Genomic DNA, 24,436 nt, shown 5'->3' with positions numbered 1-24,436 from the left:
TACAGGGGGCACACGCCGGAAAGTGGACGGGACTTGGTTTGCGAAAGGATTGCGCCAGGCAAAACCTGCGAACCGGTCAGAAAAAGGAGGCGCAGGATGCCAGAAAGGCGCCGCAGTCAGAAGCGTAAATAGCGGCAAAGGCGCAACTTCGAAAGGATACGAAAGATACTGTTTCTCATTTGCCGTTATGGAATAATCCGGCCCCCGAACCCCGGACCGCCCCTCGATGCTGCCCACGCCCAGCCTGCTGCTGAGTTTTCAGGAGCACTACGACGACCTGCTGAAGTTTCTCACCCGGCGCATGAGTGATCGCCAGCGTGCGGCCGATGTCGCCCAGGAAACCTACCTCAAGCTGCTCAAGGTCGATCAGACGGTGGCGGTGCACAACGACCGCAGCTTTATCTTTCGCGTGGCCGGCAACCTGGCCATTGACACCTTGCGCCGTGAGCAGCGCCTGGCGGCCAATCACAGTGACGGCCAGGAGCATGCCGAGGCCGTCGACCCGGCGCCGGCGCCCGAGGCGGTGCTGCTGGCCAAGGAGCGTCTGGCGCTGCTCGACGACGCCCTGCAATTGCTCTCGGCCAATGCCCGGCAGGCCTTGCTGCTCAACCGTATCGAGGGCCTGACCCAGGCCCAGATCGCAGTTCGGCTGGGCGTTTCCGAGAGCATGGTGGCAAAATACATCGGCCAGGCCCTGCGCCATTGCCGCGACTGGCTCAAGCACAATCATGCATGATCCTTCTCCCTCAGCCGCCGACCTGCCCATGACCCAGTCCCCGATTCCCGAGCCTGACGACAGCCTCGAAGACGCCGCCGTCGACTGGCTGGTGCTGCTCAACTCGGGCCAGGCCAGCGCCGCCCAGCGCATGGCCTATCAGCAATGGCGCCTGATCAGCCCGGCCCACGCCGCGGCCGCCGACGAGGCGCAGCAACTGTGGGCCGACCTCGGCATGACCGCGGCGGCGAGCGAGCTGCGGGCCCAGGCTCAAGTGCCACGACGGCCACGGCGTTGGTGGCCGGCCCTGGCGGCTTCGGTGCTGGTCGCCGTTGCCGGGATCACCGGCTGGCAACAGTGGCCGGCCTTGAGCGCCGACTACCACACCAGTGTCGGCCAGCAGCAGACCCTGACCCTGGACGATGGCTCCACAGTCACCCTCAACAGTGCCAGTGCCTTGTCGGTGGCCTACACGGCCAGCGAGCGCAAGGTCATCCTGCGGGCCGGCGAGGCACTGTTCGAGCCGGCACCCGACCGGCAGCGGCCGTTTGTGGTGAGCGCCGGCGACGAGCGCCTGCAAGGCACCGACAGCAGTTTCAGTGTGCGCCGCGACGGTGGCGACCTGACGGTGGTGGTCAGGAGCGGCCAGGTGCAGTTCAGCGGCGACCATCAGCCAATGCTGTTGCAGGCCGATCAGCGCCTGCAGCACCGAGCCGGCCAGCCCCTGCTGGCCCAGCAGAAGGTGGATGCCGCCAGCCTCACGGCCTGGCAGCGCGGCAAGCTGATCTTCAATGGCCGGCCGCTGGGGGAGGTGATTGGCGAGTTGGAGCGCTATCAGCATGGGCGGATCGTGATTTCCGATGCGCAACTGGCGGCTCTGCCGGTCAGCGGGGTATTTGATCTGAACGACCCGCAAGGGCTGCTGCGCACCCTCGAACAGCGCTACCCGCTGAAGGTCACGTACCTGCCATGGCTGGCGGTCCTGCACTGATTTGAATTTTTTTCGCTGGGCCGTTGCAAGTTCCGGTTGGCGAAATCGTCGTAGTGAGAGCGAGAAGAAAATCATTCTCATTGACGTATTCAAACGGGGCGGGAAAACAGTCGTGAAAGGTATGTTCAAGCAGTCGACACAGGTCCGGGCCAAGGCCCTGGTGCGCCGTACACTCCTGGCTCAGGCCATCATTGCCGGGCTGTGCAGCCCGGTGCTGGTTCAGGCCCAGGACGCCGTCGCCCCCAGCCACAGCGCCGAAGAGCGCCGGGTCAACCTGGCATTGCCCGCCCAAGCCCTGGACCAGGCCCTGACCGGCTTTGCCGACCAGGCCGGGTTGCGCCTCTTGTACACCACCGCCGATGTCGAGGGCCTGCAAGCCGAGGCGTTGAATGGCGAGCTGAGCGTGGCCCAGGCCCTGCAACGCCTGCTGGCCGGCAGCGGCATGAGCTGGGCGTTCAGCGACCCGCGCACGGTGATCCTGCGCCGCGCCACGGCGCCGTCAGCGAGCCTCAACCTCAAGCCGATCCAGGTCAGCGTCGCCTCACGCACCAGCACCGCCATCAGTGAAATCCCCGGCACCGTATGGGTGGTCGACCAGACCCAACTGCGCGAACAATTGCAGACCGGGGTCAGCCTCAAGGAAGCCATCGGCAAGCTGGTGCCGGGCCTCGACCTGGCGCCCGAGGGACGCACCAACTACGGCCAGAACATGCGCGGGCGCAACGTGCTGGTGATGATCGACGGTGTCAGCCAGAACAGCTCCCGTGGGCTGTCCCGGCAGTTCGACAGCATTTCCCCGTTCAACGTCGAGCGGGTGGAAGTGCTCTCCGGCGCCAGCGCCATCTACGGTGGCGGCGCCACCGGCGGCATCATCAATATCGTGACCAAGAAGGGCGAGGCGGGGGCGGCGCAGTTTGAAACCCAGGTCGGGGCCAGCAGCGGCTTCAACAACAGCGATGACCTGTCGACCCGTATCGCGCAGTCGGTCAGCGGCGGCAACGAGCGCATCAACGGCCGGTTGGCGGTCGCCGCCGAACAGAACGAGGCGTTCTACGACGGTTCCGGCAACCAGATCTTCATCGACAACACCCAGACCGACCTGCAATACAACCGCACCGTCGACCTGATGGGCAGCCTGGCGCTGCAATTCAACGAGGCCCAGGGCCTTGACCTGCTGGCCCAGTACTACGACTCCGGTAACCATGGCGGCACCGGTATCTACTTTCCCAACCTCAGCTACCAGAAGCCTTCGGACCTGGAAGACGCGCAATTGCGCGGCGGCTACTCCACCGATCTGCAGCCACGCACCAAGCGCCTGCTGCTCAATGCCAGCTACCACTACGACGATGTGCTGGGCGGTCAGGACTTCTATCTGCAAGGCTCCTACCGCAAGGAAGACGACAACTTCTACCCGTTCCCCTATTACAACGCGGCCAACCCCACAGGCTCCAAGGGCGTGTATTTTGCTGCCTCGCAGCAGAACTTCGAGGTCAGCAGCCTCAAGGCCCTGCTGGTCAAGGAGTGGAGCGCGTTCAAGCTGACCTATGGCGTGGACCTGGACCGCGAGCGTTTCAACGCCGAGCAGAGCGTGTTCAACTCCCAGACCTCGTCCGCCACCGGTGGCCTCGACCTCGATACCTTGAGCAAGGCGCCGCGCTATCCCAGCTACCGGGTTGACGGGCTCTCCGGCTATGCCCAGCTGGACTGGCACGCCACGGACAACCTGACGGTGTCCGGCGGTGCGCGGCGGCAGAAAATGGATGTGGATGTCGGCCAGTTCAAGAACGTGCCGGGCGGCAGCAATGACTATGAAGTGAGCCTGTACAACATCGGGGCCATCTACGATTTCAAGAATGGGCATCAGACCTGGATCAACTACGGCGAGGGTTTCGATCTGCCGGACCCGGCCAAGTTCTACGGCAAGCCGGGCTTGAGCGTCGACGACAACCCCCTGGCCGGGATCAAGAGCCGCCAGGTGGAGACCGGCTGGCGTTATTCGGACAGCGACTGGGATGCCCAGGCGGCGCTGTACTACATCTGGTCGGATAAGGTCATCACCACCGACAGCGCCACCCTGACCATTGATGTGATCGACCAGAAGAGCCGCGACTACGGGTTTGAAGGCGCCTTGACCCGCCACTTCGCCAGCGGCTGGGAAGCTGGCAGCACCCTGCACCTGGTGCGTTCGGAAGAAGAGGACAAGAACGGCGACTGGATCAAGCGAGATGCGCGCTATGCCTCGTTGTCCAAGTCCACGGCGTTCGTGGGCTGGAAGGGCGACCGCAGCAGCGCCCGCCTGCAAGGCAACCACGCGTTCACCCTCAAGGATGACGCCGACCACACCATCAACGGCTACACCACCTTCGACCTGCTGGGCAGTCATGACACCGGCTTCGGCACCTTCAGCGCCGGGATCCAGAACCTGTTGGACAAGCAATACAGCACGGTCTGGGGCCAGCGCGCGACACTGTTCTACTCACCGGCCTACGGGCCGGCGTACCTCTATGACTACCAGGGCCGAGGCCGCACCTACACCCTCGGGTGGTCAATGGCGTATTAACCCCTGTCGCCGCTGCCGCAGGCTGCGCTGGCTCGCATCAACACCGCAAACTCCCTGGCATCCCGGGCGTCGGTCAGGGCCAGCGCAGCCTCGTGCCTCGGCAGCGTCTACAACGGTGGATACCGCGCATCTCCAGCAACAGGCCGGCGGCTCCTGACAGTTTCTGACAGGGGGCTCTGCTAAGCTGCGCGGCTCTTTTGTGTGGAGGCTGCTGCGGTGTCGCGAACCAGTCGTTTACTTACCCTGCTGCAAGTCCTGCGTGGCAAGAGCCGTCCGGTGACGGCCGCGGTCCTGGCGCGGGAGCTGGAAGTCTCCGAGCGCACCTTGTACCGCGATATCGCCGAGCTGACGGCCCTGGGTGCCCCGGTGTATGGCGAGGCGGGCATCGGTTATGTGCTGCGCAGCGGCTTGTTCCTGCCGCCGTTGATGCTCAATGCCGACGAGACCGAAGCCATTGTGCTGGGCCTGCGGTATGTCGATCAGCGCGGCGATGATGTGCTGGGCAAGGCCGCCGCCGATGCCCTGGCCAAGATTGCCGCCGTCTTGACCCCGGCGGCCCAGGAGGCCTTGCGCAACCCTACGGTCATGCCCGGGCCGTCGGCCTGCGCCTACCCGGAAAACGTGGTGCCGCTGGATGTGTTTCGCCAGGCCATTCGCGAACAGGCCAAACTGCATCTGGACTACGCCGACGCCAAGCAGGTCTCCAGCCAGCGGCTGATCTGGCCCCTGGCCCTGGGGTTTATGAACGAGGCGCGGGTGATCGTTGCCTGGTGCGAGTTGCGCGGGGCTTATCGGACCTTTCGCACCGACCGCATCCTCGCGGTCAGCGCTCGCGGAGAGGTCTACCCCGGTCGGCGCAGTGACCTGTTGCGCACCTGGCGCACGCTGATGCAGCTGGATGAACACGGGCGCTTCACTCCTGACAAGAACTGACGCAGGGGGCCATTAGCATGGCGCCTGACTTCACTCACAAGGAGCTTCACGCATGCCCAGCACCGCCCCCGTACTCGCCCCGGCGATCGCGGCCTACATCGCCGCCGCCAACGCCCGCGACAGTTCGGCAGTGACCAGTTTCTTCGCCGAGGACGCGACGGTATTCGATGAAGGCCGGCAGCGTGTCGGCACCCAGGACATCGCGCACTGGATGGCCGACTGCGCCCAGCGTTACCAGCCGCGCCTGCAAGTGCAGGCGGTGCAGCAGCGCACCGGCAAGGTGCTGCTCGACAACCTGGTCTGGGGTGCGTTTCCCGGCAGCCCGCTGGCGTTACGCTACGTGTTCCGGCTCGATCCCCAGGGCAAGATCTGCCGCCTGGACATCTCCCTCTAGGCGCAGCCCGGCAGTGGCAGGCGCCAGCGGCGTGGCATACTGCGCGCTCTTTGCCCGGATCGTTCGCCCCATGCCTTTTGATTCCCCCCTCAGCGCCTATCAGCATGCCCTGGAGCAAGGATTTGTCGCCGACCCGGCGCAATTGCGCGCGGTGCAGGCCCTGGAGCAATGCCACCAGGCCCTGCACCAGGGCCAGACGCCGATTACCGGGGTGTACCTGTGGGGGCCGGTGGGGCGCGGCAAGACCTGGCTGATGGACCAGTTCTACCAGAGCCTCAGGGTGCCGGCGCGGCGTCAGCATTTTCACCACTTCATGGGCTGGGTCCACCAGCGCTCATTCCAGCTGACCGGCACCGCCGACCCTTTGCAGGCGCTGGCCCGGGAACTCAGCGCCGAGGTGCGGGTGCTGTGTTTTGACGAGTTGTTCGTCAACGACATCGGTGATGCGATCATCCTCGGGCGCCTGTTCCAGGTGATGTTCGATGAAGGCGTGGTGGTGGTCTGCACCTCCAACCAACCGCCCGCCCAGCTGTATGCCGACGGCTTCAACCGCGAGCGTTTCCTGCCGGCGATCCAGTCGATCGAGCAGCATATGCAGGTGGTTTCGGTGGATGGTGATGAGGACCATCGCCTGCACCCGGGCACCGGCCTGCAACGCTACTGGGTCACGGCGGCAGGCGAGCCCAGTGCCCTGGGGCCGGTGTTCGAGCAGTTGAGCGCGGGGCAGGCGGTATCCAGCGCGGTGCTGGCGGTGGGGCATCGCAACGTCACGGTGCTCAAGGTCAGTGAAACCGTGCTCTGGTGTCGCTTTGCCGACCTTTGCGAGGCGCCGTTCGCGGCCATGGACTTCATGGCGCTGTGCGACCGCTTCAGTGCCATTCTGCTCAGCGAAGTGCCCAACCTCAGCGCCCGGCAGCGTCCGGGACGCATCGCCCGAGGCACCGAGGATGGCGCGCAGCGGGTTGATGCCGGGGACCGCCAGTTGCCCCAGCTGTCGGTGCACGACGACAGCGTGCGGCGCTTTATCGCCCTGGTGGACGAGTGTTATGACCGCAAGGTGCCGCTGTACCTCGAGGCCCAGGTCCCGCTGGAGCAGCTGTATACCGAGGGTTACCTGGAGTTTGCCTTCCGTCGTACCTTGAGCCGCTTGCAGGAAATGCAGTTGCAGCGTTTTTGCTGAAGATCCCGCTCCTGGATCTGCCATTGCTCCGTGAGGTGTTGCCGTGAACCAGCCCTTGTCCCACCACTTGTCGACCATGGCCTACCAGAACGCCTGGGCCAACCACCGTCTGGCCAAAGCCTGGGGCCAGTTGAGCGCGTCCGAACTGGTCGCGCCGCGCAGCAGCTTTTTCCCCAGCTTGAGGGCCACCCTCAATCACATCCTGACCTGCGACTGGTTCTACGTGGATGCCCTTGAACGGGAGCTTCGCGGCGAGCCGCCACGGGTCGATTGCTATGTGTTTTTCGACGTCGACGAGCCCTGTGTCGAGGCCGGTGAACTGCGCCAGGCACAATCCACCGTCGACCAGCGGCTGCTGGCGTACTGCGCGCAACTGCGGGACGCCGATCTGGGGCGCAGGGTGACCATCGCCCGGGAGACGCCACAGCACGACAGCCGCTTGCGCATGCTCAGCCATCTGTTCGAGCACCAGATCCACCATCGCGGCCAGGTGCACGCCATGCTCAGCGAAGCCCGGGTCGCGCCGCCGCAACTGGACGAGTTTTTCTGCGCCGGCGAGGCCGGGTTGCGTGCTGCGGACTTTGCCGAGCTGGGCTGGACCGAAGCACTGATCTGGGGCGACTAAGCGCTCGATTCAGCTCCCGGTCAGCGGGCGACGCCGGAACACCAGGCGGAACTCGGTCAGGCCGTCGGGCTGGCTGCTGACGTCGGTCTGGCCCTGATGCAGGTTCATGATCGAACGCACAATCGCCAGGCCCAGCCCGGTGCCGCCTTCGGCTCGGGAGCGGCTGCTGTCGACTCGGTAGAAGCGCTCGAACAGGTGCGGCAGGTGCGCTTGCGCAATCCCGGCCCCGGAGTTGCTCACCGTCAGCGCTACGCCTGCGGCCAGCTCCTCCACCTGCAGCGAGATGGCGGCCTGCCGCGGTCCATGGCGGATGGCGTTGGACAGCAGATTGGAAATGGCGCGCTGGATCATCAACCGGTCGCCGTGTACCCAGCCGCTGCCGGACAGGCTCAGAGCCTGGTGTTTTTCCTCGGCGCTGAGGGCGAACAGCTCCATGACCCGGCGCGCCTCTTCCTCCAGGGCAACAGGTTGGAAACTGACCTGGGAAGCCGGGTGGCTGACCTGGGCCAGGAACAGCATGTCGCTGACGATCCGGGTGACCCGTTCCAGCTCCTCAAGGCTCGACTCCAGCACCTGCTTGTACTGCTCCGGCGGGCGCTCGCGGGACAAGGTGACCTGGGCCTTGCCCATCAGGTTGGTGATGGGCGAGCGCAGTTCGTGGGCCAGGTCATCGGAGAATTGCGCGAGCTGCTGCACGCCGCCGTCCAGGCGGTGCAGCATGAAATTGATGCTATGGGCCAGTTCCGCCAACTCCCGCGGCAGGTTGTCCTGGGACAGGCGGTGGGTCAGGTCCTGGGTAGTGATCTGCGCCGCCACCCGGCTGAATTGCTGGAGCGGCAGCAGCCCGCGTTGCACCAGCCACCAGGCGCCGATACCGATCAGCAACAGCAGCAACGGCAGGATGATCACGGTCGAGCGCAGGTAGGCGCTGAGCAAGGCCTGGTCATTTTGCCGATCCAGCGACAGCACCACTCGCACCTGTTCGCCACTGCCCAGGGGCAGCAGGCGCGAGGCGCTGAGCAGGGGCCGGCCGCGGCTGTCCGCCCAATCCAGAAATGCCGGGCTGTCGGCGCCGCTCAAGGCGGCGGGCAACGGCTCCAGGGGCTGGCTGCCGATGTCGAGCAGGGGCGGCGCCTGGCGATCGACGGCGAGAATCCGCAAGTGCAGGTTGTCGTGGCCCATGACCAGGTCGAGCAGGGAATGGGGGCGGGCGGCGATGTCCGCGGTCTTGAGGTCGCTGGTCAGGCTGTGCTGGATCTGGGCCAGCTTGTTGTCCAGGCTTTCCCGGGCGAGTTTGCCCAGTTCGTGGGTCAGCGCGAGGTAGGCTAGGGTCGCCAGCAACAGCACCAGGCCGGCGCCCATCAGGCTCACGGTCAGCCCCAGGCGCATCGACAGGCTGCTGGGTTGCCTCGCCGGCATCGGCATCGGCAACGGTCCGGCCTTGCCGGCCCCTGGCCTCATTGGCGCACCTCCAGCACATAGCCGACACCGCGAATGGTGTGGATCAGCTTGATGTCGCTGGCATCGTCGATCTTGGCCCGCAGGCGGCTGATGGAGACCTCGACCACGTTGGTGTCGCAATCGAAGTTCATGTCCCAGACCTGGGAGATGATCTGGGTCCGGGTCAGCACTTCGCCGGCCTGACGCATCAGAACATGCAACAGCGTGAATTCCTTGGTGGTCAGGTCGATTCTGCGGTTGCCGCGGTAGGCTCTGTGGCGCCGTGGATCAAGTTCCAGATCGGCCACTCGGAATACGTCCACCGCCGTCAATTGTTCATTGCGCCGCAGCAACGTACGAACTCGGGCCAGCAACTCGGGGAACTCGAAAGGTTTGACCAGGTAATCATCGGCGCCCAAGTCCAGGCCTCGGACTTTATCCGCCAAGCGTCCGCGGGCGGTTAACATGATGACCCGCGTACTGTGTTCACGGCGCATAAGTTCCAGCACTTGCCAACCATCTTTGTGTGGCAGGTTGACGTCGAGAATCACCAATTGATAATCCTGCTGATCAATCAAGTGCAAGCCATCCTGGCCATTCGCCGCACAATCGACGACATAGCCACTTTCCGTCAGGCCCTGTTGTAGATAGTCAGCGGTTTTTGGTTCGTCTTCGACAACCAGGATGCGCATCAATAGTTCCTCGTATGACTCAAGTTGAATATGAGCGGTGTAGAAAAAAGCCGTGGCCAGTCCTCGATTACTCCGCGAAGGAGCTTCGGGCGGCAGGTTGGCCTGGGTTTGGGTGGGCGGATAATGAAGCCTGTAGCTGCTTTAGGGTCAAGAGAGGAATGGCTCTGAATCAACGGTTTGCGTGAGGCTCGGCGAGGCGGGGGGCGCCTGCTGTTGTATCAAGGCGTGTCTGTTTGCAGGCACCGACAATCGGTTGGTGAAGGCCAATGGCTAATCCCGGGTGCGCGATGTGGATATACGAATAATGAAGGGCGTGAGCGACATCCAACAAGAAAGGCGCCCGGTCAGGCGCCCATTGCTTTAACGGTGTGAACTTAGGCGTCCGGGGTGTGTGCGGAAGTTTTATCGGCTGAAGATTCAATAGTGTTCTTTGGGGTTTCGCTGGAGGCGGTGGTTTCAACCGTGCCGTGAGTCTGTTGCTGGCTCACGCGGAAGTTCTCCCAGAACTGTTGCGAGCGTTCCGAACCATCTTCGGCAAAGGCACTGGCCGAGCCAAGCGTTATCAAAGTGGTCAGAATAAAAGTTGAACGTTTCATGCGTTGTTTCCCATTAACAATGTTCGCTGCCCGCCTTATCTCTGGATAAGTGCTGATAGGGGCGGAGTGTGTGCGAAGTTTATTAAATGGGAGTTAACGCCGGCATGAGCCGTTGATTACATATTCGTAATCTTTGCCCGAGGGCGATACAAGACGACTCGTGGGAGTCGTCTTGTTGGGGGAGGGTTACTGCTGGACCACTTCCGTGGTGCGCGGCTTGGGTTTCATCAGGCTGAAGTCGATCAAAGCCTTGGATTGGCGCTCGAAAGGGTTGCCGATCAGCAGCGGCCGCGGCTTGAAGCTGTCGCTGACCAGGCTCTTGCTGCGGTCCAGTTCGTCGGCGCTGAGGCCGGCCAGGTCGGCCCAGGTGTGAATCAGCTGCGAGCTGCTGTAGGGGCGACCCAGGTCGCCGGCAAAGCTCCAGTCGTGGGTTTCCCGCCATTTCGGCGAGGCCCAGGCCATGAACGGGATGGTGTACATCGGCGCGGTCGGTTTGCTTTCGTTGCGCCCCAGGGTGTTGTGGCCGGCGGAGTCAAAGACGTCTTCGCCATGGTCGGACAGGTACAGCAGGAAGCCGTTGGGATCGGTCTTGGCGTAGTCCTTGATCAGGTTGGACACCACGAAGTCGTTGTACAGCACGGCGTTGTCGTAGCTGTTGTAGGTCGGTACCTGATCGTCGCGCACGCCGGCGGGCACGCCCTGACGGTCGGTGAACTTGTCGAAGGTTGGCGGGTAGCGGTACTGGTAGCTCATGTGGGTGCCGAGCAGGTGCACCACGATGAATTTGCGCGGGGCTTTGTCGGCCAGGGCCTTGCTGAAGGGCTCGAGCACATCGCCGTCATACTGGCGGGCGTTCTGGTTGCGGTTGTTGTTCAGGTACACCTGCTCGTCGGCCTGCTCGGAGAACGTGGTGAGCATGGTGTTGCGCTTGGTCATGGTCTGCTGGTTGGTGATCCAGTAGGTCTTGTAGCCAGCCTGTTTCATCACGCTGACCACCGACGGCGTGGTCAGGTACAGCTCGGGATTCTCTTCGTCGGCGAAGGTCAGCACCTGTTGCAAGGCTTCAATAGTGTATGGCCGAGGCGTGATCACGTTGTCGAACACCGCCAGCTGATCCTTGAGCTTGTCCAGCTCCGGAGTGGTCTGGCGCGGGTAGCCGTAGAGACTCATGCGTTGGCGGTTGGTCGATTCGCCGATGACCAGCACCAGGGTCGCAGGCAGGTCGGCCGAGGCGTCCTTCAGGTTTTTCAGTGGCGCGATCTTGCTTGCGCTGGCCAGCATGCCTTGCATGTTGTCCAGTTGTTCCAGGTAGCGGCGATAGGCAACCACCATCTGCCACGGCACGGCGGGCTCGATGCGGGTTTCGAATCGCTCCAGGCCGCCGCGCAAGCTGTCGGAACGGGCGATCTGCTTGACCAGCGGGTAGCCGACCACCGCCACCAGCAGCGCCGTGGTCGCGACCAGGGCCCGGCCACGGGGCATGTACACCGGGCGCAAGCGGGTCCAGAGGAAAATGGAGAACGCGGTGTGGGCGATAAAGGCGAGGACGATCCACCAGGCAAAGTATTGCGTCATGTACTCGCCGGCTTCCGACGGGTTGGACTCGAACATGATGAAAATGACGCTTTGCGAGAATTCCTGCTGATAGATGAAGAAGTAGCCGAGGCTGGCCATGGAGCAGGCCCACAACACGATACCGATCAGGGCGGCGAGCAGGCGGGTGCGTGCGGGGAACAGCAGCACCGGCGCCAGCCAGATCGAGCTCATTATGAAAGCCTGGCGGAAGCCGGCGAAACCGGAGGTGTCGGTCAGCAGGATCAGCAGTTGGGTGATGCCGGAAAAGTACCAGAAGAACAGGAAGAGCCAACCCAGACCGGCCCAATCGAAACCTTTCGCAGACGTGTCGCCGCGTTTAAACAATGCCATGGAGCGCTCCAACCGGTTAATCACTGCTATCGCGGACACGCAGGAGCGGTCCGTGAGCCAGGGCGGCTCTGAACCGAGCGGCCACAATGGCCGGAGTATCAACACTCAGGTGTGAAAAGTTTGTGAGCTGAAAGCGCGCCGCGTTCCGATGAACGGTGAGGATGGAACGGCTGATGAGGGGGGGGCAGTCATTGCCGGCATCATCCCCGCAAGGGATGACGCCGGCGATGTGGCGCAGAGGGCTGCGTCAGGTTGAATGCTGGGTCCGCTGGCGGGACTCAGTTCGGCGAGGGTGCGTGCAGGCTGGTGATCTGGGCGGTCTGGCCCTGGCCTTGAAGCAATAGACGCAGTTGCGAGAGTTCCTGCTGCAGTTGATCGCGTTCTGCTTTCAATTGACGCAATTCATCACGACGGATCGTGACATACAGGGTTTGTGCAGGTCGTGCCGGTAGTACTGTGCCCATTGCTCACCTCGCAAATGGCGTGTTTCAACTGTGTGTGTACCGCTCGGTTTCGAGGGTCAAAACACTATCGGCGCCGATTTTGATTTCTTTTGCCGGCAAAGGGAACTTTTTTATTTTTCAATGTCGTTGTGTCTTCGAGGCGATTTGCGTCGTTATCCACTGTCTGCATGGGAAACTAAGTCCGGGCGCTCTGGACTAACCCTCATTGGCCCCATTGGGCTATAACCTTTTGACACAAATCTATTCGTAGTAAGGAGCATCAGCACATGCAACTGGGGATTATCGGACTGGGCCGCATGGGCGGCAACATTGCACGGCGCCTGATGCTCAACGGGCATGAAACCGTGGTGTATGACCGCAACGCCGAGTTTGTCAGCACCCTGAGCGGTGAAGGCGCCAAGGGCGTGGCCGATCTGCCGGCCCTGGTGGCAGGCCTGGAAAAACCGCGTGCGGTATGGGTCATGCTGCCGGCCGGCGCACCCACCGAAGACACCATCGAGACCTTGAGCCAACTGCTGGAAGCGGGCGATGTGATCATCGATGGCGGCAACACCTACTACAAGGACGACATCCGCCGCGCCCACAGCCTGGCGCAAAAAGGCCTGACCTACATTGATGTCGGCACCTCCGGCGGCGTCTGGGGCCTGGAGCGCGGCTACTGCATGATGATCGGCGGCGATGCCGACGAGGTTAAGCGCCTGGACCCGCTGTTCGCTGCCCTGGCGCCAGGTTATGGCGACATCCCGCGGACCAAGGACCGGGTAGCCGAAGATGACCGTGCCGAGCGTGGCTACATTCATGCCGGCCCTGCGGGCTCCGGGCATTTCGTCAAGATGATCCACAACGGCATCGAGTACGGAATGATGCAGGCCTTTGCCGAAGGCTTCGACATTCTCAAGACCAAGGCGTCGGAAAACCTGCCTGAAGATCAGCGTTTCGACCTCAACGTCGCCGATATCGCGGAAGTCTGGCGTCGCGGCAGTGTAGTGTCCTCGTGGCTGCTGGACCTGACCGCCGACGCTCTGGCCACCGATCCCAAGCTCGACGGTTACTCCGGTTCGGTCGCGGACAGTGGGGAAGGGCGCTGGACCATCGAAGCGGCCATGGAGCAGTCGGTGCCGGTACCGGTGCTGTCCAACTCGCTGTTCGCACGGTTCCGTTCGCGCCAGCAAAGCACCTACGGCGATAAACTGTTGTCGGCCATGCGCTTCGGCTTCGGCGGCCACGTGGAGACTTCGAAAAAATGACCACTGTGCGCAGGAAATCCAAGGCTGAACCCGCACCGCCCACCACCCTGTTTCTGTTTGGCGCCCATGGCGACCTGGTCAAGCGCCTGTTGATGCCGGCGCTGTACAACCTCAGTCGCGATGGCTTGCTGAACGAGGGCTTGCGGATTGTCGGGGTCGATCACAACGCTATCAGCGATGTGGACTTCGCCAAGAAGCTGGAAGACTTCCTGCGCACCGAAGTGGCGAACAAGGTCGGCGACGGCGCGACCCTGGACCCGCAGCGCTGGGCCAAGCTCGCCCAGGGCATCAGCTACGTCCAGGGCGACTTCCTCGACGATTCGACCTACAGCGCGCTGGCCGCCAAGATCGCTGCCAGCGGCACCGGCAATGCGGTGTTCTACCTGGCCACCGCGCCGCGTTTCTTCAGTGAAGTGGTGCAGCGCCTGGGTACGGCCGGATTGCTGGAGGAGAGCCCCGAGGCCTTTCGCCGGGTAGTGATCGAGAAACCCTTCGGCTCCGACCTGCAATCTGCCGAAGCCCTGAACGGTTGCCTGCTCAAGGTCATGAGCGAAAAGCAGATCTACCGCATCGACCATTACCTGGGCAAGGAGACGGTGCAGAACATTCTGGTCAGCCGTTTCTCCAACAGCCTGTTCGAAGCTTTCTGGAACAACCATTACATCGACCACGTGCAGATCACCGCGGCAGAAACCGTTGGTGTGGAAACCCGTGGCAGCTTTTATGAACACACCGGTGCCTTGCGCGACATGGTGCCCAACCATCTGTTCCAGCTCCTGGCCATGGTGGCCATGGAGCCGCCCGCGGCCTTCGGCGCCGATGCCGTGCGCGGCGAAAAGGCCAAGGTGGTCGGCGCTATCCGGCCCTGGACGATAGAAGAGGCTCGCGCCAACTCGGTCCGTGGCCAGTACGTGGCCGGTGAGGCCGGCGGCAAGGCGTTGCCGGGCTATCGCGAGGAGCCCAATGTGGCGCCGGACAGCAACACCGAAACCTATGTGGCGCTCAAGGTCATGATCGACAACTGGCGCTGGGTCGGGGTGCCGTTCTACCTGCGCACCGGCAAGCGCATGAGCGTGCGCGACACCGAGATCGTCATCTGCTTCAAGCCGGCGCCCTATGCTCAGTTTCGCGACACCGAGGTCGACAAGCTGCAACCGACCTACCTGCGGATCCAGATCCAGCCCAATGAGGGCATGTGGTTCGACCTGCTGGCGAAAAAGCCCGGGCCGACCCTGGACATGGCCAATATCGAGCTGGGGTTCGCCTACAAGGACTTCTTCGAAATGCAGCCGTCCACCGGGTACGAAACCCTGATCTACGATTGCCTGACCGGCGACCAGACCCTGTTTCAGCGTGCCGACAATATCGAGAATGGCTGGCGTGCGGTGCAGCCGTTCCTCGACGCCTGGAAGGAAGACGCCAGCGTGCAGGCCTACCAGGCCGGTGCAGATGGCCCAGAGGCTGGAACCCAACTGCTGGCCCGCGATGGTCGCGAATGGCACAGCCTCGGATGAATGACGCCACGCGACAGCCCATCCGCTTCCTGCTCAGCGACATGGACGGCACCTTGTTGCTGCCCGATCACAGCCTCAGTTCGCGCACCATCGACGCGGTAAGGGCGCTGCGTGAGGCGGGGATTTATTTCAGCCTCGCCACCGGCCGCCCACCCAGGGCCATGCTGGCCCAGATCAGGACCCTGGGCGTCGACCTGCCCACGGCGGCCTTCAATGGCGGCACCATTGTCCATCCCGATGGCCGCTTTCTCGCCCGCCATCACCTGCCGGTAGACGCGGCGATCACCACCATTGAGCTGTTTTCGACGCAGCCCGAGGTGGAAGTCTGGGTGTTTGCCGACGGTGAGTGGTTGTTGCGCGACCCCCACGGGCCGATGGTGCCACGCGAGCAACATGGCCTTGGCTACCCGCCGGTGGTGGTCAAGGGTTTTGAGGAGTACTTGCCGCGCATCGACAAGATTGTGGCCGCGAGCAACAACGCGTCGTTGCTGGTGGCGCTGGAGGCGCAATTGCAAGCCCGGGTCGAAGGTCAGGCCCAGGTGTCGCGCTCGCAGCCGGTGTACCTGGATGTCACGGCGATGGAGGCCAACAAAGGCCAGGCCCTGGTGACCCTGGCGGCTTTTCTCGGGGTGGACCTGGCGCACACGGCGGCACTGGGCGATGGCGGCAATGATCCGGCGATGTTTCACAAGGCCGGGTTGTCGATTGCCATGGGCCAGGCGCAGGAGGAGGTCAGGCGCCAGGCTGACCGGGTCACGGCGAGCAACGTCGATGATGGTGCGGCGCAGGCCATCGAGCGTTATATCCTGGCGCGCTGATCGCTCGCGCCGGCCGATTGCCGGCGCCAGGCCCTTGAGCCCGGTGCCGGCCCATCGCTACAACCAGTAACTCACCGCGTACCAGCCCAGCAGCCCCATCACCACGGTGTAGGGCAGGGCCATCCACACCATGCGCCCGTAAGACAGGCGCACCAGCGGGGCAATCGCCGAGGTCAGCAAAAACAGGAACGCCGCCTGGCCATTGGGCGTGGCGACGCTGGGCAGGTTGGTGCCGGTGTTGATGGCGATGGCCAGGGTTTCGAAGTGTTCACGGCTCATGTGCCCGTTGAGGAAGGCCTGCTTCACCTCGGTGATGTAAATGGTCGCCACAAACACGTTATCGCTGATGGCCGACAGCAGGCCGTTGGCGATAAACAGCATGCCTGGCTGTTGCTCCGGCGGCAGGGCCAGCACCCACTGGATCAGTGGCGTGAACAGTTGCTGATCGTGAATCACCGCCACCACCGCAAAAAACACCACCAGCAGTGCGGTGAATGGCATGGCGTCCTTGAACGCATTGCCGATGCGGTGTTCTTCGGTAATGCCGGTGAAGGCGGTGATCAGCACGATCACCATCAGCCCGATCAGCCCCACTTCGGCGATATGCAAGGCCAGGCCGGCAATCAGGATCAGGGCTGCCAGGCCCTGTACCAGCAGTGCCGCACGCTGGCGCGGGGTACGCTCGGCATCGTCGACGGCGGCGTAATCGGCCAGCACGGCGCGCACATTGTCCGGCAACAGGGTGCCGTAGCCGAACCAGCGCAGTTTCTCCAGGAGCACGCACGTCAGCAGTCCGGCAGCCAGCACCGGCAGTGACACCGGGGCGATCTTCAGCAGGAACTCGGCGAAGTGCCAGCCCATTTCATGACCGATCAGCAGGTTCTGCGGCTCACCCACCAGGGTGCACACACCGCCCAGCGCAGTGCCGACCGCGCCGTGCATCAGCAGGCTGCGCAGGAAGGCGCGGAACTGCTCCAGGTCCTCGTGGTGCAACTTGGGCAGCCGCTGGTCGTCGCTGAAATCGCCTTCCTGGCGTGGGTCGTTGCCCGAGGCCACGCGGTGATACACCGAGTAGAAGCCCACGGCGGCGCTGATAATCACCGCCGTCACGGTCAAAGCGTCGAGGAACGCCGAAAGAAAGGCCGAGAGGAAGCAGAACAGCAAGCCCAGCAGCACCTTGGAGCGCACCCCGAGCAACAGCCGGGAGAACAGGAACAGCAGCAGCTCCTTCATGAAGTAGATGCCGGCCACCATAAACATCAGCAGCAGGATCACCGGGAAGTTGTGCAGCAGCTCTTCATACAGCGCCTGGGGTGTGGTCATGCCCAGCAGCAGAGCTTGCACCAGCAACAGGCCGCCGGGCATCAGCGGGTAGCACTTGAGCGCCATGGCTAGAGTGAAGATGAATTCCAGCACCAGCAGCCAGCCAGCCGCTGCCGGGCTAACCAGCCAGAACAGCAACGGATTGAGAATCAGGAACGCGACGATACTGGCCTTGTACCAGCGTGGTGATTGACCGAGAAAGTTATGGGCAAACGCCTGGGCCATTGAACCGGACATCGGCGGCTCCTTTTATTGAGAAGCGCGCAAAGTGCCGCAAGCCGCATTGAAGAGCAAGGATCGATGAAATCTTTTGTCACAATCCGTAGACGCTGCCGAAGGCTTGGGCCGTGTTCGGACGCTGGCACTGAAGTACAACCCATTCCTTACGGATGTACTCCAGCGCCCATCCCGGCCAGCGCATCCTCGCCAAGCTCGGCAGCGGTTACAGGCTCGCGGGGGCTTACCCTTCGCGTTTGACGACGAGGGTCAGGATGTCGTAGCTGGCCACCAGTTCGCCCAGTTGGTTGGTGACTTCCACGTCCCAGGCCACGACGCCTTGGGGGATGCCCTGGGGGCTGAGTTTGCCCTGGTCGATCTTGCGTTTGCAGGTCAGGCGCGCCTGGATCGTGTCGCCGATGCCCACCGGGTTGATAAAGCGCAGGGTGTCCAGGCCGTAGTTGGCCAGTACCGGGCCCGGTGCCGGGGAGACGAACAGCCCGGCCGCGGCCGACAGCACGAAGTAGCCATGTGCGATGCGCTTGCCGAATTGCGATTCCTTGGCGGCGATCTCATCGAAGTGCATATAGAAATGGTCGCCGGACAAGCAGCCAAAGTTCACCAGATCCGCCTCGGTCACCGTGCGGCGATGGGTCAGCAGCGACTCGCCGATCTGCAGGTCCTGGAAGAAGCGGCGGAACGGGTGCACCTCGGTCTCGATCACCTTGGCCCCGCGCACGTATTCACCGGTAACCGCCGCCAACATGCTCGGCGACCCCTGGACGGCGGCCCGTTGCAGGTAATGCTTCACCGCTCGCAGCCCCCCGAGTTCCTCGCCACCGCCAGCGCGGCCCGGGCCGCCGTGTTTCAGTTGGGGCAAGGGTGAACCATGGCCGGTGGATTCGCCGGCGCATTCGCGGTCCAGCACCAACAAGCGGCCGTGCCAGGCAGCCGCCACCGGGATCGCCTTGGCGGCAATCTGCGGATCGCGGGTCACCAGGCTGCCCACCAGGCTGCCTTTGCCGCGAGCCGCCAGGGCCAGGGCTTCGTCCAGGTCGTCATAGGCCATCAGCGTGCTGACCGGGCCGAAGGCTTCGATATCGTGGGCACCCGCCCCATGCGGGTCGCGGGCCAGCAGCAGGGTTGGGGCGAAGAATGCCCCCTGGCTGACGTTTTCGCCGCGGGGTTCGAAGCCGTCGCGGGCACCGAACAGCAGGTCGCTGCTGTGCAGCAGGCTTGCCACGCGCTCGGCCACATCCCGTTGCTGGTCGTGGGAGGCCAGGGCGCCCATGCGCACGCCTTCCACCGACGGATCACCGACCACCACCTTGGCCAGGCGCTTGCGCAAACGGCTGGCCACGGCGTCGATGTGCTTGGCCGGGACGATGGCACGGCGGATGGCGGTGCATTTCTGACCGGCCTTGGTGGTCATTTCCCGGGCGACTTCCTTGATGAACAGCTCGAATTCTTCATCGTCCGGGGTCACGTCCGGGGCCAGGATCGCGCAGTTCAGCGAGTCGGCTTCGGCGTTGAACGGCACCGAGTGGCGAATCAGGTTCGGGTTGACCCGCAGCTTGGCCGCGGTGTCGGCGGAGCCGGTGAAAGTCACCACATCCTGGCCTTCGAGGCGGTCCAGCAGGTCGCCGGTGCTGCCGATCACCAGTTGCAGGCTGCCGCTGGGCAGCAGGCCCGACTCGTCCATCAGGCGCACCACGGCCTCGGTCAGGTAGCTGGTGGCGCTGGCCGGCTTGACGATGCACGGCATGCCGGCGAGGAAGCAGGGGGCGAATTTTTCCAACATGCCCCAGATTGGAAAGTTGAAGGCATTGATGTGCACCGCCAGGCCACCACGGGGCACCAGGATATGAGTGCCGGCAAAGCTCCCGAGCTTGCTCAGTTGCAGTGCCGGGCCTTCATGCACGATGTTGCCCGAGGGCAGTTCGCGGGCGCCGAGGCTGGCATAGGTGAACAGCGTGCTGTTGCCGCCTTCGATATCGATCCAGCTGTCGGCGCGGGTGGCGCCGCTGTGGTGGGACAGGGCGTACAGCTGTTCCTTGCGCTCGCTGAGGTACAGCGCCAGGGCCTTGAGACGCTGGGCCCGTTGCTGGAAATCCAGGGCCATCAGCGCGGCGTTGCCCGCGCGGCGACCATGCTCGACGGCTTCGGCGAAGTCCGGGCGTTCTTCATGGGTGCGTGCCAGTTCATGGCCATCAAGGGCGCTGCGCAGCACTTGGGCACCGTGTTGGCCGATCCAGCGGCCGGCGATGAAGCTTTGCAGGGTAGGGGCGTGAGGCATCACGATTGCTCCGGTTCAAAAATGAGGCCGGCGCGGCGAACCGCGCCGGAGGGGGGTTACCAAAGCGCCAGGGTGTAACCGAGGATCAGTCGGTTTTCATCGATGGCGGTGCTCAAGCCATTGCCGGAGCGGAACGTCAGGTTGCGCCAGCGAATGCTCACGTCCTTGAACACGCCGCTCTGGATGACGTAGGTGATGTCGGTGTCGCGTTCCCACTCGCGGCCGTTGTCGACGGCGCCGGCCTTGACGTGGCGGCCATCGGTGTAGCGGCTCATGAAGGTCAGGCCGGGAATGCCCTGGGCGGCGAAGTCGTAGTCGTAGCGCAGTTGCCAGGAGTCTTCTTCGGCGCGGGTGTAGGTGTTGTAGGTCACCAGGTTGACCACGTACGGATCGCCGCCGTTGAGGAACGGGAAGGCGCTGTCACCCGACAGCTGCTGCCAGGTGGCGCTGACTTTGTGTGCGCCGTGGGCCAGGGTGAACATGCTGTTGAAGTTGCGGTTGTCGATACGCCCGGCACGTTCGGCGCCGTCGCCGCGACTGTCGAAATAGCGCAGGTCGCTGCGCAGGCTGAAGCCGTTGCCCAGGGGCTGGCTGTGCACCAGGCCGAGGAATTGCTGGCGATAGATTTGATCGAGCTTGCCGTAGTAATAGCTCAGGCTCAGTTGTGGGTTGAAGGCATAGCTGCCGCCGGCGAAATCGAAGTGGTCGCTGCGGGCGGCGCCATAGCCAATGTCGTCGTTGCTGGAGGAATCCCGCAGGTTGGTCTTGGTCAGGCGCCCGGTATTGATGGTCAGGCCGCTGATTTCCTGGCTGGTGAGCAGGCCGCCCTGGAAGGTCGAGCCCAGCAGTCGGGTGTCGTTGTAGGTGGCCACCGGCAGCAATGGCTGCAAGGTGCCGAGCTTCAACACGCTTTTGGACAGGCGCAGCTTGCCGGTCAGCCCCAGTTCGCTGAACTCGTCCGCCGGCTCATGGCTGTTGGGGCCATAGGGCAGCAGGCCGGTGCCACGGCGGTCGGGGCTGGAGTCGAGTTTGAGTCCCAACTCGCCCAGGGCATCCAGGCCGAAGCCCAGGGTGCCCTCGGTAAAACCGGACTCGATGCGGGCGGTAAAGCCCTGGCCCCATTCCTCGGCCTTGGACTGCGCGGCGTTGTCCTGGCGGAAATCACGGTTTAGGTAATGGTTGCGCAACTCCAGCCGCGCCTTGCTGTCGCCAATGAAGTCGGCCAGGGCACTGGAGGCGAACAGCGGCAGGCTGAGGGCCGCCATGATCGACAGTAGAGCCTTGGGTGAAGCGATGTGAGCGGGGTTCATTGTTGTTATTCCCTGTCATCCGATCGGTCGTGGTGAGTTCAGTGGTTGCTGGCGCTGGAGGCGCCGATGCCGGTCATCGAGCGGATGAACTGCGCCAGGTAGCGCCCGCGCTCCAGTTCGGCCCGGGGCGAGCGGTCGGTCACCGAGAACAGCCACGCGCTGAGGAACGCCAGGCTCATGGAGAACAGCGCCGGGTTGGAGTAGGGGAACAGCGCCTGCTCGTGGTGCAGGACGTTGACCCAGACCGCCGGGCTCAATACCAGCAGAACAATGGCCGAGATCAGGCCGGCCAGGCTGCCGGTGACCGCGCCACGGGTGGTCAGGCCTTTCCAGTACATGGAGAGGAACAGCACCGGGAAGTTGACCGAGGCGGCAATCGCCAGCACCAGGCCAGAGAGGAAGGCGATGTTCTGCGACTCGAACAACAGGCCAAGGATGATCGCCAGCACGCCGATGCACAGGGTGGCGATGCGCGACACGCGGATTTCCTGCTTCTCGGTGGCCTGGCCCTTGCGGATCACGCAGGCATACAGGTCATGGGACACCGCCGAGGCACCGGACAGCGCCAGGCCCGCCACCACCGCGAGAATGGTGGCGAAGGCCACCGCCGAGATGAAACCGAGGAACAGGTTGCCGCCCACGGCCTGGGCCAGGTGCACGGCGATCATGTTGCCGCCGCCGATGATCGCGCCGTTGGCATCGCGGAATGCCGGGTCGGTGCCGACCATGACGATGGCACCGAAGCCGACGATGATCAGCAGCAGGTAGAAATAGCCGATGAAACCGGTGGCGTAGAACACGCTTTTACGCGCTTCCTTGGCATCACTGACGGTGAAGAAACGCATCAGGATATGGGGCAGGCCGGCGGTGCCGAACATCATGCCCAGGCCCAGGGAGATGGCGTCGATCGGGTTCGACAGCAGACCGCCCGGGGCCATGATCGCGCTGCCCTTGGCGTGCACCGCACTGGCACCCGCGAACATCGCCTCGGTACTGAAACCGAAATGCTTGAGCACCATAAAGGCCATGAAGCTGGTGCCGAACAGCAGCATCACCGCCTTGATGATCTGCACCCAGGTGGTGGCGAGCATGCCGCCGAAGGTCACGTAAAACACCATCAGCACGCCCACCAGCATCACCGCGTACAGGTAGCTGATGCCAAACAGCAGTTCGATCAGCTTGCCGGCACCGACCATCTGCGCCACCAGGTACATCAGCGCCACGGTCAGGGTGCCGAAGGCCGAAGTCAGGCGCACCGGGGTTTGTTCCAGGCGATAGGACACCACGTCGGCAAAGGTGTATTTGCCCAGGTTGCGCAGGCGTTCGGCGATCAGGAACAGGATGATCGGCCAGCCGGCCAGCACCCCCAGGGCGTACAACAGGCCGTCATAGCCGTTGAGGAACATCATGGCCGAGATGCCGAGGAAGGACGCGGCGGAGATCATGTCGCCGGCAATCGCCAGGCCGTTCTGGAAACCGGTCATGCCGCCACCGGCGGTGTAGAAATCACTGGCCGAACGGGTGCGCAGGGCCGCCCAGCGGGTGACGCCGAGGGTGAACAGGACGAACACCAGGAACATGCCGATGGCGTTCCAGTTCAACGGCCGGGCGCTGCCCTCGGCGGCCAGCGCAACGTCAGTGGCGAAGGCACAAGGCAGCAGGAACAGGGTCAGGAGGCGCTTCATTGGGCGCACTCCTGCTTGAGTTTTTCGTTCAGCGGGTCGATCACGTGGTTGGCGCGGTACACATAGAAACCGGTCAGGGCAAAGGCCAGCAGCACGATCACCACGCCCACCAGCATGCCGACCGTGGTCACGCCGCCGCTCAGGGATTGGCCCAGGGTGCTGGGGGAAAACGCCACCAGCAGCACAAAGCCGTAATAGATCACCAGCATCGCCAGGCTCAGCGACCAGTAGAGGTTCTGTTTGCGGCGCACCAGCTGGATAAAATCCGGGTGCTGACTGATCTGTTGTATCTCTTGCGGGGTCATGGCGGCGCTCTCTGGGTTGTTGTTTTTGTTTTGGGTGAAGCAGGTTGCGGGCACGGCGTCAGGCATCGCGCCTGCACGGTGGCAGGCGCTGCTGGGGTGACGGCTGGCGTCAGAGTTGGTCGAAGTCCAGCACCACCTTGGCGCTGACCGGGAATGACTGGCACGACAGCACGTAGCCGGCCGCCACTTCGTAGTCCTCGAGGGCGTGGTTGCTGTCCATTTCCACCTCGCCTTCGATCACCTTGCATTTGCAGGTGGAGCAGACCCCGGCCTTGCACGAATAAGGCAGCTCGGCGCCCTGGATGTTGCCGGCGTCGAGGATGCTCAAAGTGTTGCGCGGCAGGTCGAAGGCCAGGGCGCGGCCATCGCTGATCACGGTGATCTGGCTGGTGGCGGCGTCGATCTGGCGTGCAGCTTCGCGGGCCTCGCGTTTTTGCTGGCTGCCGGCGGCGGCAAACAGTTCGAAGTGAATGCGCTCGGCCGGCATGCCCTTGGCCTTGAGGCTGTCGCGCACGGTTTCGGTCATTTCCTGGGGGCCGCAGATAAACGCCGCGTCCAGGGCCTTGACGTCGAGCCAGCGGGAAAACAGCTGCTCGCATTTCTCAGCGTTGATCCGGCCGTTATAGAGGTCGACATCCTGCTGCTCGCGGCTGAAAACGAAGATCAGGTTCAGGCGCTGCAGGTAACGGTTCTTCAGGTCCTCGAGCTGTTCGCGAAACAACGCACCGGAACTGGAACGGTTGCCGTAGAGCAGGGTGACCTGGCTGTGGGGTTCGGTTTCCAGGGTGCTCTTGATGATCGACAGGATCGGCGTGATACCGCTGCCGGCAGCCACCGCCAGGTAGCGCCCGTGCCGCGCCGGGTCCAGTTCGACATGAAAATGCCCGGCGGGTGGCATCACTTCCAGGCGGTGCCCGGCCTTGAGCTGTTCGTTGGCAAAGGCCGAGAAACGTCCGCCGGCCACACGCTTGATGGCGATGCGCAGTTCGCCGTCATTGACCCCCGTGCAAATCGAATAGGAGCGGCGTACTTCTTCACCGTCCAGTTGGGTGCGCATCACCAGGTGCTGGCCCTGGGTGAAATGAAAGCTGTCCTGCAGGTGCTGCGGAATCTCGAAGGCGATGGACACGGCGTCACGGGTTTCGCTGCGCACATCCTTGATTACCAGGCTGTGGAATTTGCTCATTGTGGGTCTCCCACTGACAC

At 63.4% G+C, this 24,436-nt stretch carries 20 protein-coding genes and 1 pseudogene; 10 read left to right on the top strand and 11 right to left on the bottom strand.

Translation table 11 applies throughout. From position 1 onward, the window contains the following. Positions 1–226: 226 nt before the first annotated feature. The 7 genes and pseudogenes from AC19YX_RS01715 to AC19YX_RS01685 all read left to right on the top strand — a co-directional run. Positions 227–721: pseudogene (locus tag AC19YX_RS01715) on the top strand (RNA polymerase sigma factor); the annotation flags it as partial. Between the two features lie 43 nt (positions 722–764). Further along, on the top strand, positions 765–1,706 hold the full coding sequence (locus tag AC19YX_RS01710) for a FecR family protein (protein ID WP_500605515.1): 942 nt from the start codon (positions 765–767) through the stop codon (positions 1,704–1,706). A 121-nt stretch (positions 1,707–1,827) separates the two neighbouring features. After that, positions 1,828–4,266 carry a TonB-dependent receptor gene (locus AC19YX_RS01705; RefSeq protein WP_500606128.1) on the top strand — a complete coding sequence of 813 codons (2,439 nt, stop codon included), beginning with the start codon at positions 1,828–1,830 and terminating at the stop codon, positions 4,264–4,266. Positions 4,267–4,482: 216 nt separating this feature from the next. Further along, on the top strand, positions 4,483–5,199 hold the full coding sequence (locus AC19YX_RS01700; RefSeq protein WP_500605514.1) for a helix-turn-helix transcriptional regulator: 717 nt from the start codon (positions 4,483–4,485) through the stop codon (positions 5,197–5,199). A 52-nt stretch (positions 5,200–5,251) separates the two neighbouring features. Next, positions 5,252–5,593, top strand: coding sequence for a nuclear transport factor 2 family protein (locus AC19YX_RS01695; RefSeq protein ID WP_078472162.1), 342 nt, complete (start codon positions 5,252–5,254; stop codon positions 5,591–5,593). 70 nt (positions 5,594–5,663) lie between these two features. Further along, positions 5,664–6,773 carry a cell division protein ZapE gene (zapE, locus tag AC19YX_RS01690; RefSeq protein WP_500605513.1) on the top strand — a complete coding sequence of 370 codons (1,110 nt, stop codon included), beginning with the start codon at positions 5,664–5,666 and terminating at the stop codon, positions 6,771–6,773. A 43-nt stretch (positions 6,774–6,816) separates the two neighbouring features. Further along, on the top strand, positions 6,817–7,398 hold the full coding sequence (locus AC19YX_RS01685; protein WP_500605512.1) for a DinB family protein: 582 nt from the start codon (positions 6,817–6,819) through the stop codon (positions 7,396–7,398). Between the two features lie 9 nt (positions 7,399–7,407). On the opposite strand, the gene AC19YX_RS01680 is transcribed toward AC19YX_RS01685, so the two are convergent. The 5 genes from AC19YX_RS01680 to AC19YX_RS01660 form a co-directional block, all read right to left on the bottom strand. Beyond that, positions 7,408–8,859, bottom strand: a complete 1,452-nt coding sequence (locus tag AC19YX_RS01680; protein ID WP_421546937.1) for a heavy metal sensor histidine kinase — start codon at positions 8,857–8,859, stop codon at positions 7,408–7,410. Continuing rightward, positions 8,856–9,530, bottom strand: a complete 675-nt coding sequence (locus AC19YX_RS01675) for a heavy metal response regulator transcription factor (protein WP_078472166.1) — start codon at positions 9,528–9,530, stop codon at positions 8,856–8,858. Before AC19YX_RS01675 ends, AC19YX_RS01680 begins: the two co-directional genes overlap by 4 nt. A 374-nt stretch (positions 9,531–9,904) precedes the next feature. Beyond that, positions 9,905–10,126: a hypothetical protein gene (locus tag AC19YX_RS01670; protein WP_078472167.1), complete on the bottom strand. Its 222-nt coding sequence runs from the start codon at positions 10,124–10,126 to the stop codon at positions 9,905–9,907. A 186-nt stretch (positions 10,127–10,312) separates the two neighbouring features. Further along, positions 10,313–12,052, bottom strand: coding sequence for a phosphoethanolamine transferase CptA (locus tag AC19YX_RS01665; protein ID WP_500605511.1), 1,740 nt, complete (start codon positions 12,050–12,052; stop codon positions 10,313–10,315). Between the two features lie 278 nt (positions 12,053–12,330). Then, entirely contained in the window at positions 12,331–12,516 is a 186-nt protein-coding gene (locus AC19YX_RS01660; RefSeq protein ID WP_043229767.1) for a DUF6026 family protein, read from the bottom strand. A gap of 242 nt (positions 12,517–12,758) precedes the next feature. Between AC19YX_RS01660 and gnd the strand changes: the two genes are divergently transcribed. Genes gnd through AC19YX_RS01645 form a run of 3 tightly spaced genes read left to right on the top strand, consistent with a single transcriptional unit; the run spans position 12,759 to position 16,095 of the window. Then, positions 12,759–13,763 carry a phosphogluconate dehydrogenase (NAD(+)-dependent, decarboxylating) gene (gene gnd, locus AC19YX_RS01655; RefSeq protein WP_338013629.1) on the top strand — a complete coding sequence of 335 codons (1,005 nt, stop codon included), beginning with the start codon at positions 12,759–12,761 and terminating at the stop codon, positions 13,761–13,763. Then, positions 13,760–15,277 (top strand): glucose-6-phosphate dehydrogenase, encoded by a 1,518-nt coding sequence (gene zwf / locus AC19YX_RS01650; protein ID WP_500605510.1) that lies wholly within the window; start codon positions 13,760–13,762, stop codon positions 15,275–15,277. The genes gnd and zwf overlap by 4 nt, the downstream gene beginning before the upstream one ends. Further along, positions 15,274–16,095: a Cof-type HAD-IIB family hydrolase gene (locus AC19YX_RS01645; protein WP_500605509.1), complete on the top strand. Its 822-nt coding sequence runs from the start codon at positions 15,274–15,276 to the stop codon at positions 16,093–16,095. The genes zwf and AC19YX_RS01645 overlap by 4 nt, the downstream gene beginning before the upstream one ends. Positions 16,096–16,152: 57 nt before the next feature. Here AC19YX_RS01645 and nhaB read toward each other — a convergent pair whose 3' ends face one another. The 6 genes from nhaB to paaE all read right to left on the bottom strand — a co-directional run bounded on the left by nhaB (position 16,153) and on the right by paaE (position 24,416). Further along, positions 16,153–17,655 carry a sodium/proton antiporter NhaB gene (nhaB, locus tag AC19YX_RS01640; RefSeq protein WP_078472171.1) on the bottom strand — a complete coding sequence of 501 codons (1,503 nt, stop codon included), beginning with the start codon at positions 17,653–17,655 and terminating at the stop codon, positions 16,153–16,155. 223 nt (positions 17,656–17,878) lie between these two features. Further along, on the bottom strand, positions 17,879–19,930 hold the full coding sequence (gene paaZ, locus AC19YX_RS01635; protein WP_500605508.1) for a phenylacetic acid degradation bifunctional protein PaaZ: 2,052 nt from the start codon (positions 19,928–19,930) through the stop codon (positions 17,879–17,881). Between the two features lie 56 nt (positions 19,931–19,986). After that, positions 19,987–21,240 (bottom strand): OprD family porin, encoded by a 1,254-nt coding sequence (locus AC19YX_RS01630; protein WP_500605507.1) that lies wholly within the window; start codon positions 21,238–21,240, stop codon positions 19,987–19,989. Between the two features lie 38 nt (positions 21,241–21,278). After that, entirely contained in the window at positions 21,279–22,925 is a 1,647-nt protein-coding gene (locus AC19YX_RS01625) for a cation acetate symporter (protein ID WP_020298116.1), read from the bottom strand. Further along, positions 22,922–23,230 carry a DUF485 domain-containing protein gene (locus AC19YX_RS01620; protein ID WP_043229807.1) on the bottom strand — a complete coding sequence of 103 codons (309 nt, stop codon included), beginning with the start codon at positions 23,228–23,230 and terminating at the stop codon, positions 22,922–22,924. The genes AC19YX_RS01625 and AC19YX_RS01620 overlap by 4 nt, the downstream gene beginning before the upstream one ends. A 109-nt stretch (positions 23,231–23,339) precedes the next feature. Further along, positions 23,340–24,416 carry a 1,2-phenylacetyl-CoA epoxidase subunit PaaE gene (gene paaE / locus AC19YX_RS01615; RefSeq protein ID WP_020298114.1) on the bottom strand — a complete coding sequence of 359 codons (1,077 nt, stop codon included), beginning with the start codon at positions 24,414–24,416 and terminating at the stop codon, positions 23,340–23,342. Between the last annotated feature and the right edge of the window lie 20 nt (positions 24,417–24,436).

It is taken from the genome of Pseudomonas sp. MF09150 (assembly GCF_059862355.1).
This window is presented reverse-complemented; position numbering and strand designations above follow the sequence as displayed.

What these genes read in the sequence shown, in the direction of transcription:
- AC19YX_RS01710 (WP_500605515.1), top strand. Translation starts at nt 765, where the DNA reads ATGACCCAGTCCCCGATTCCCGAGCCTGACGACAGCCTCGAAGACGCC.
- AC19YX_RS01705 (WP_500606128.1), top strand. Translation starts at nt 1,828, where the DNA reads ATGTTCAAGCAGTCGACACAGGTCCGGGCCAAGGCCCTGGTGCGCCGT.
- AC19YX_RS01695 (WP_078472162.1), top strand. Translation starts at nt 5,252, where the DNA reads ATGCCCAGCACCGCCCCCGTACTCGCCCCGGCGATCGCGGCCTACATC.
- zapE (WP_500605513.1), top strand. Translation starts at nt 5,664, where the DNA reads ATGCCTTTTGATTCCCCCCTCAGCGCCTATCAGCATGCCCTGGAGCAA.
- AC19YX_RS01680 (WP_421546937.1), bottom strand. Translation starts at nt 8,859, where the DNA reads ATGAGGCCAGGGGCCGGCAAGGCCGGACCGTTGCCGATGCCGATGCCG.
- AC19YX_RS01675 (WP_078472166.1), bottom strand. Translation starts at nt 9,530, where the DNA reads ATGCGCATCCTGGTTGTCGAAGACGAACCAAAAACCGCTGACTATCTA.
- AC19YX_RS01670 (WP_078472167.1), bottom strand. Translation starts at nt 10,126, where the DNA reads ATGAAACGTTCAACTTTTATTCTGACCACTTTGATAACGCTTGGCTCG.
- AC19YX_RS01665 (WP_500605511.1), bottom strand. Translation starts at nt 12,052, where the DNA reads ATGGCATTGTTTAAACGCGGCGACACGTCTGCGAAAGGTTTCGATTGG.
- AC19YX_RS01660 (WP_043229767.1), bottom strand. Translation starts at nt 12,516, where the DNA reads ATGGGCACAGTACTACCGGCACGACCTGCACAAACCCTGTATGTCACG.
- zwf (WP_500605510.1), top strand. Translation starts at nt 13,760, where the DNA reads ATGACCACTGTGCGCAGGAAATCCAAGGCTGAACCCGCACCGCCCACC.
- AC19YX_RS01645 (WP_500605509.1), top strand. Translation starts at nt 15,274, where the DNA reads ATGAATGACGCCACGCGACAGCCCATCCGCTTCCTGCTCAGCGACATG.
- nhaB (WP_078472171.1), bottom strand. Translation starts at nt 17,655, where the DNA reads ATGTCCGGTTCAATGGCCCAGGCGTTTGCCCATAACTTTCTCGGTCAA.
- paaZ (WP_500605508.1), bottom strand. Translation starts at nt 19,930, where the DNA reads ATGCCTCACGCCCCTACCCTGCAAAGCTTCATCGCCGGCCGCTGGATC.
- AC19YX_RS01630 (WP_500605507.1), bottom strand. Translation starts at nt 21,240, where the DNA reads ATGAACCCCGCTCACATCGCTTCACCCAAGGCTCTACTGTCGATCATG.
- AC19YX_RS01625 (WP_020298116.1), bottom strand. Translation starts at nt 22,925, where the DNA reads ATGAAGCGCCTCCTGACCCTGTTCCTGCTGCCTTGTGCCTTCGCCACT.
- AC19YX_RS01620 (WP_043229807.1), bottom strand. Translation starts at nt 23,230, where the DNA reads ATGACCCCGCAAGAGATACAACAGATCAGTCAGCACCCGGATTTTATC.
- paaE (WP_020298114.1), bottom strand. Translation starts at nt 24,416, where the DNA reads ATGAGCAAATTCCACAGCCTGGTAATCAAGGATGTGCGCAGCGAAACC.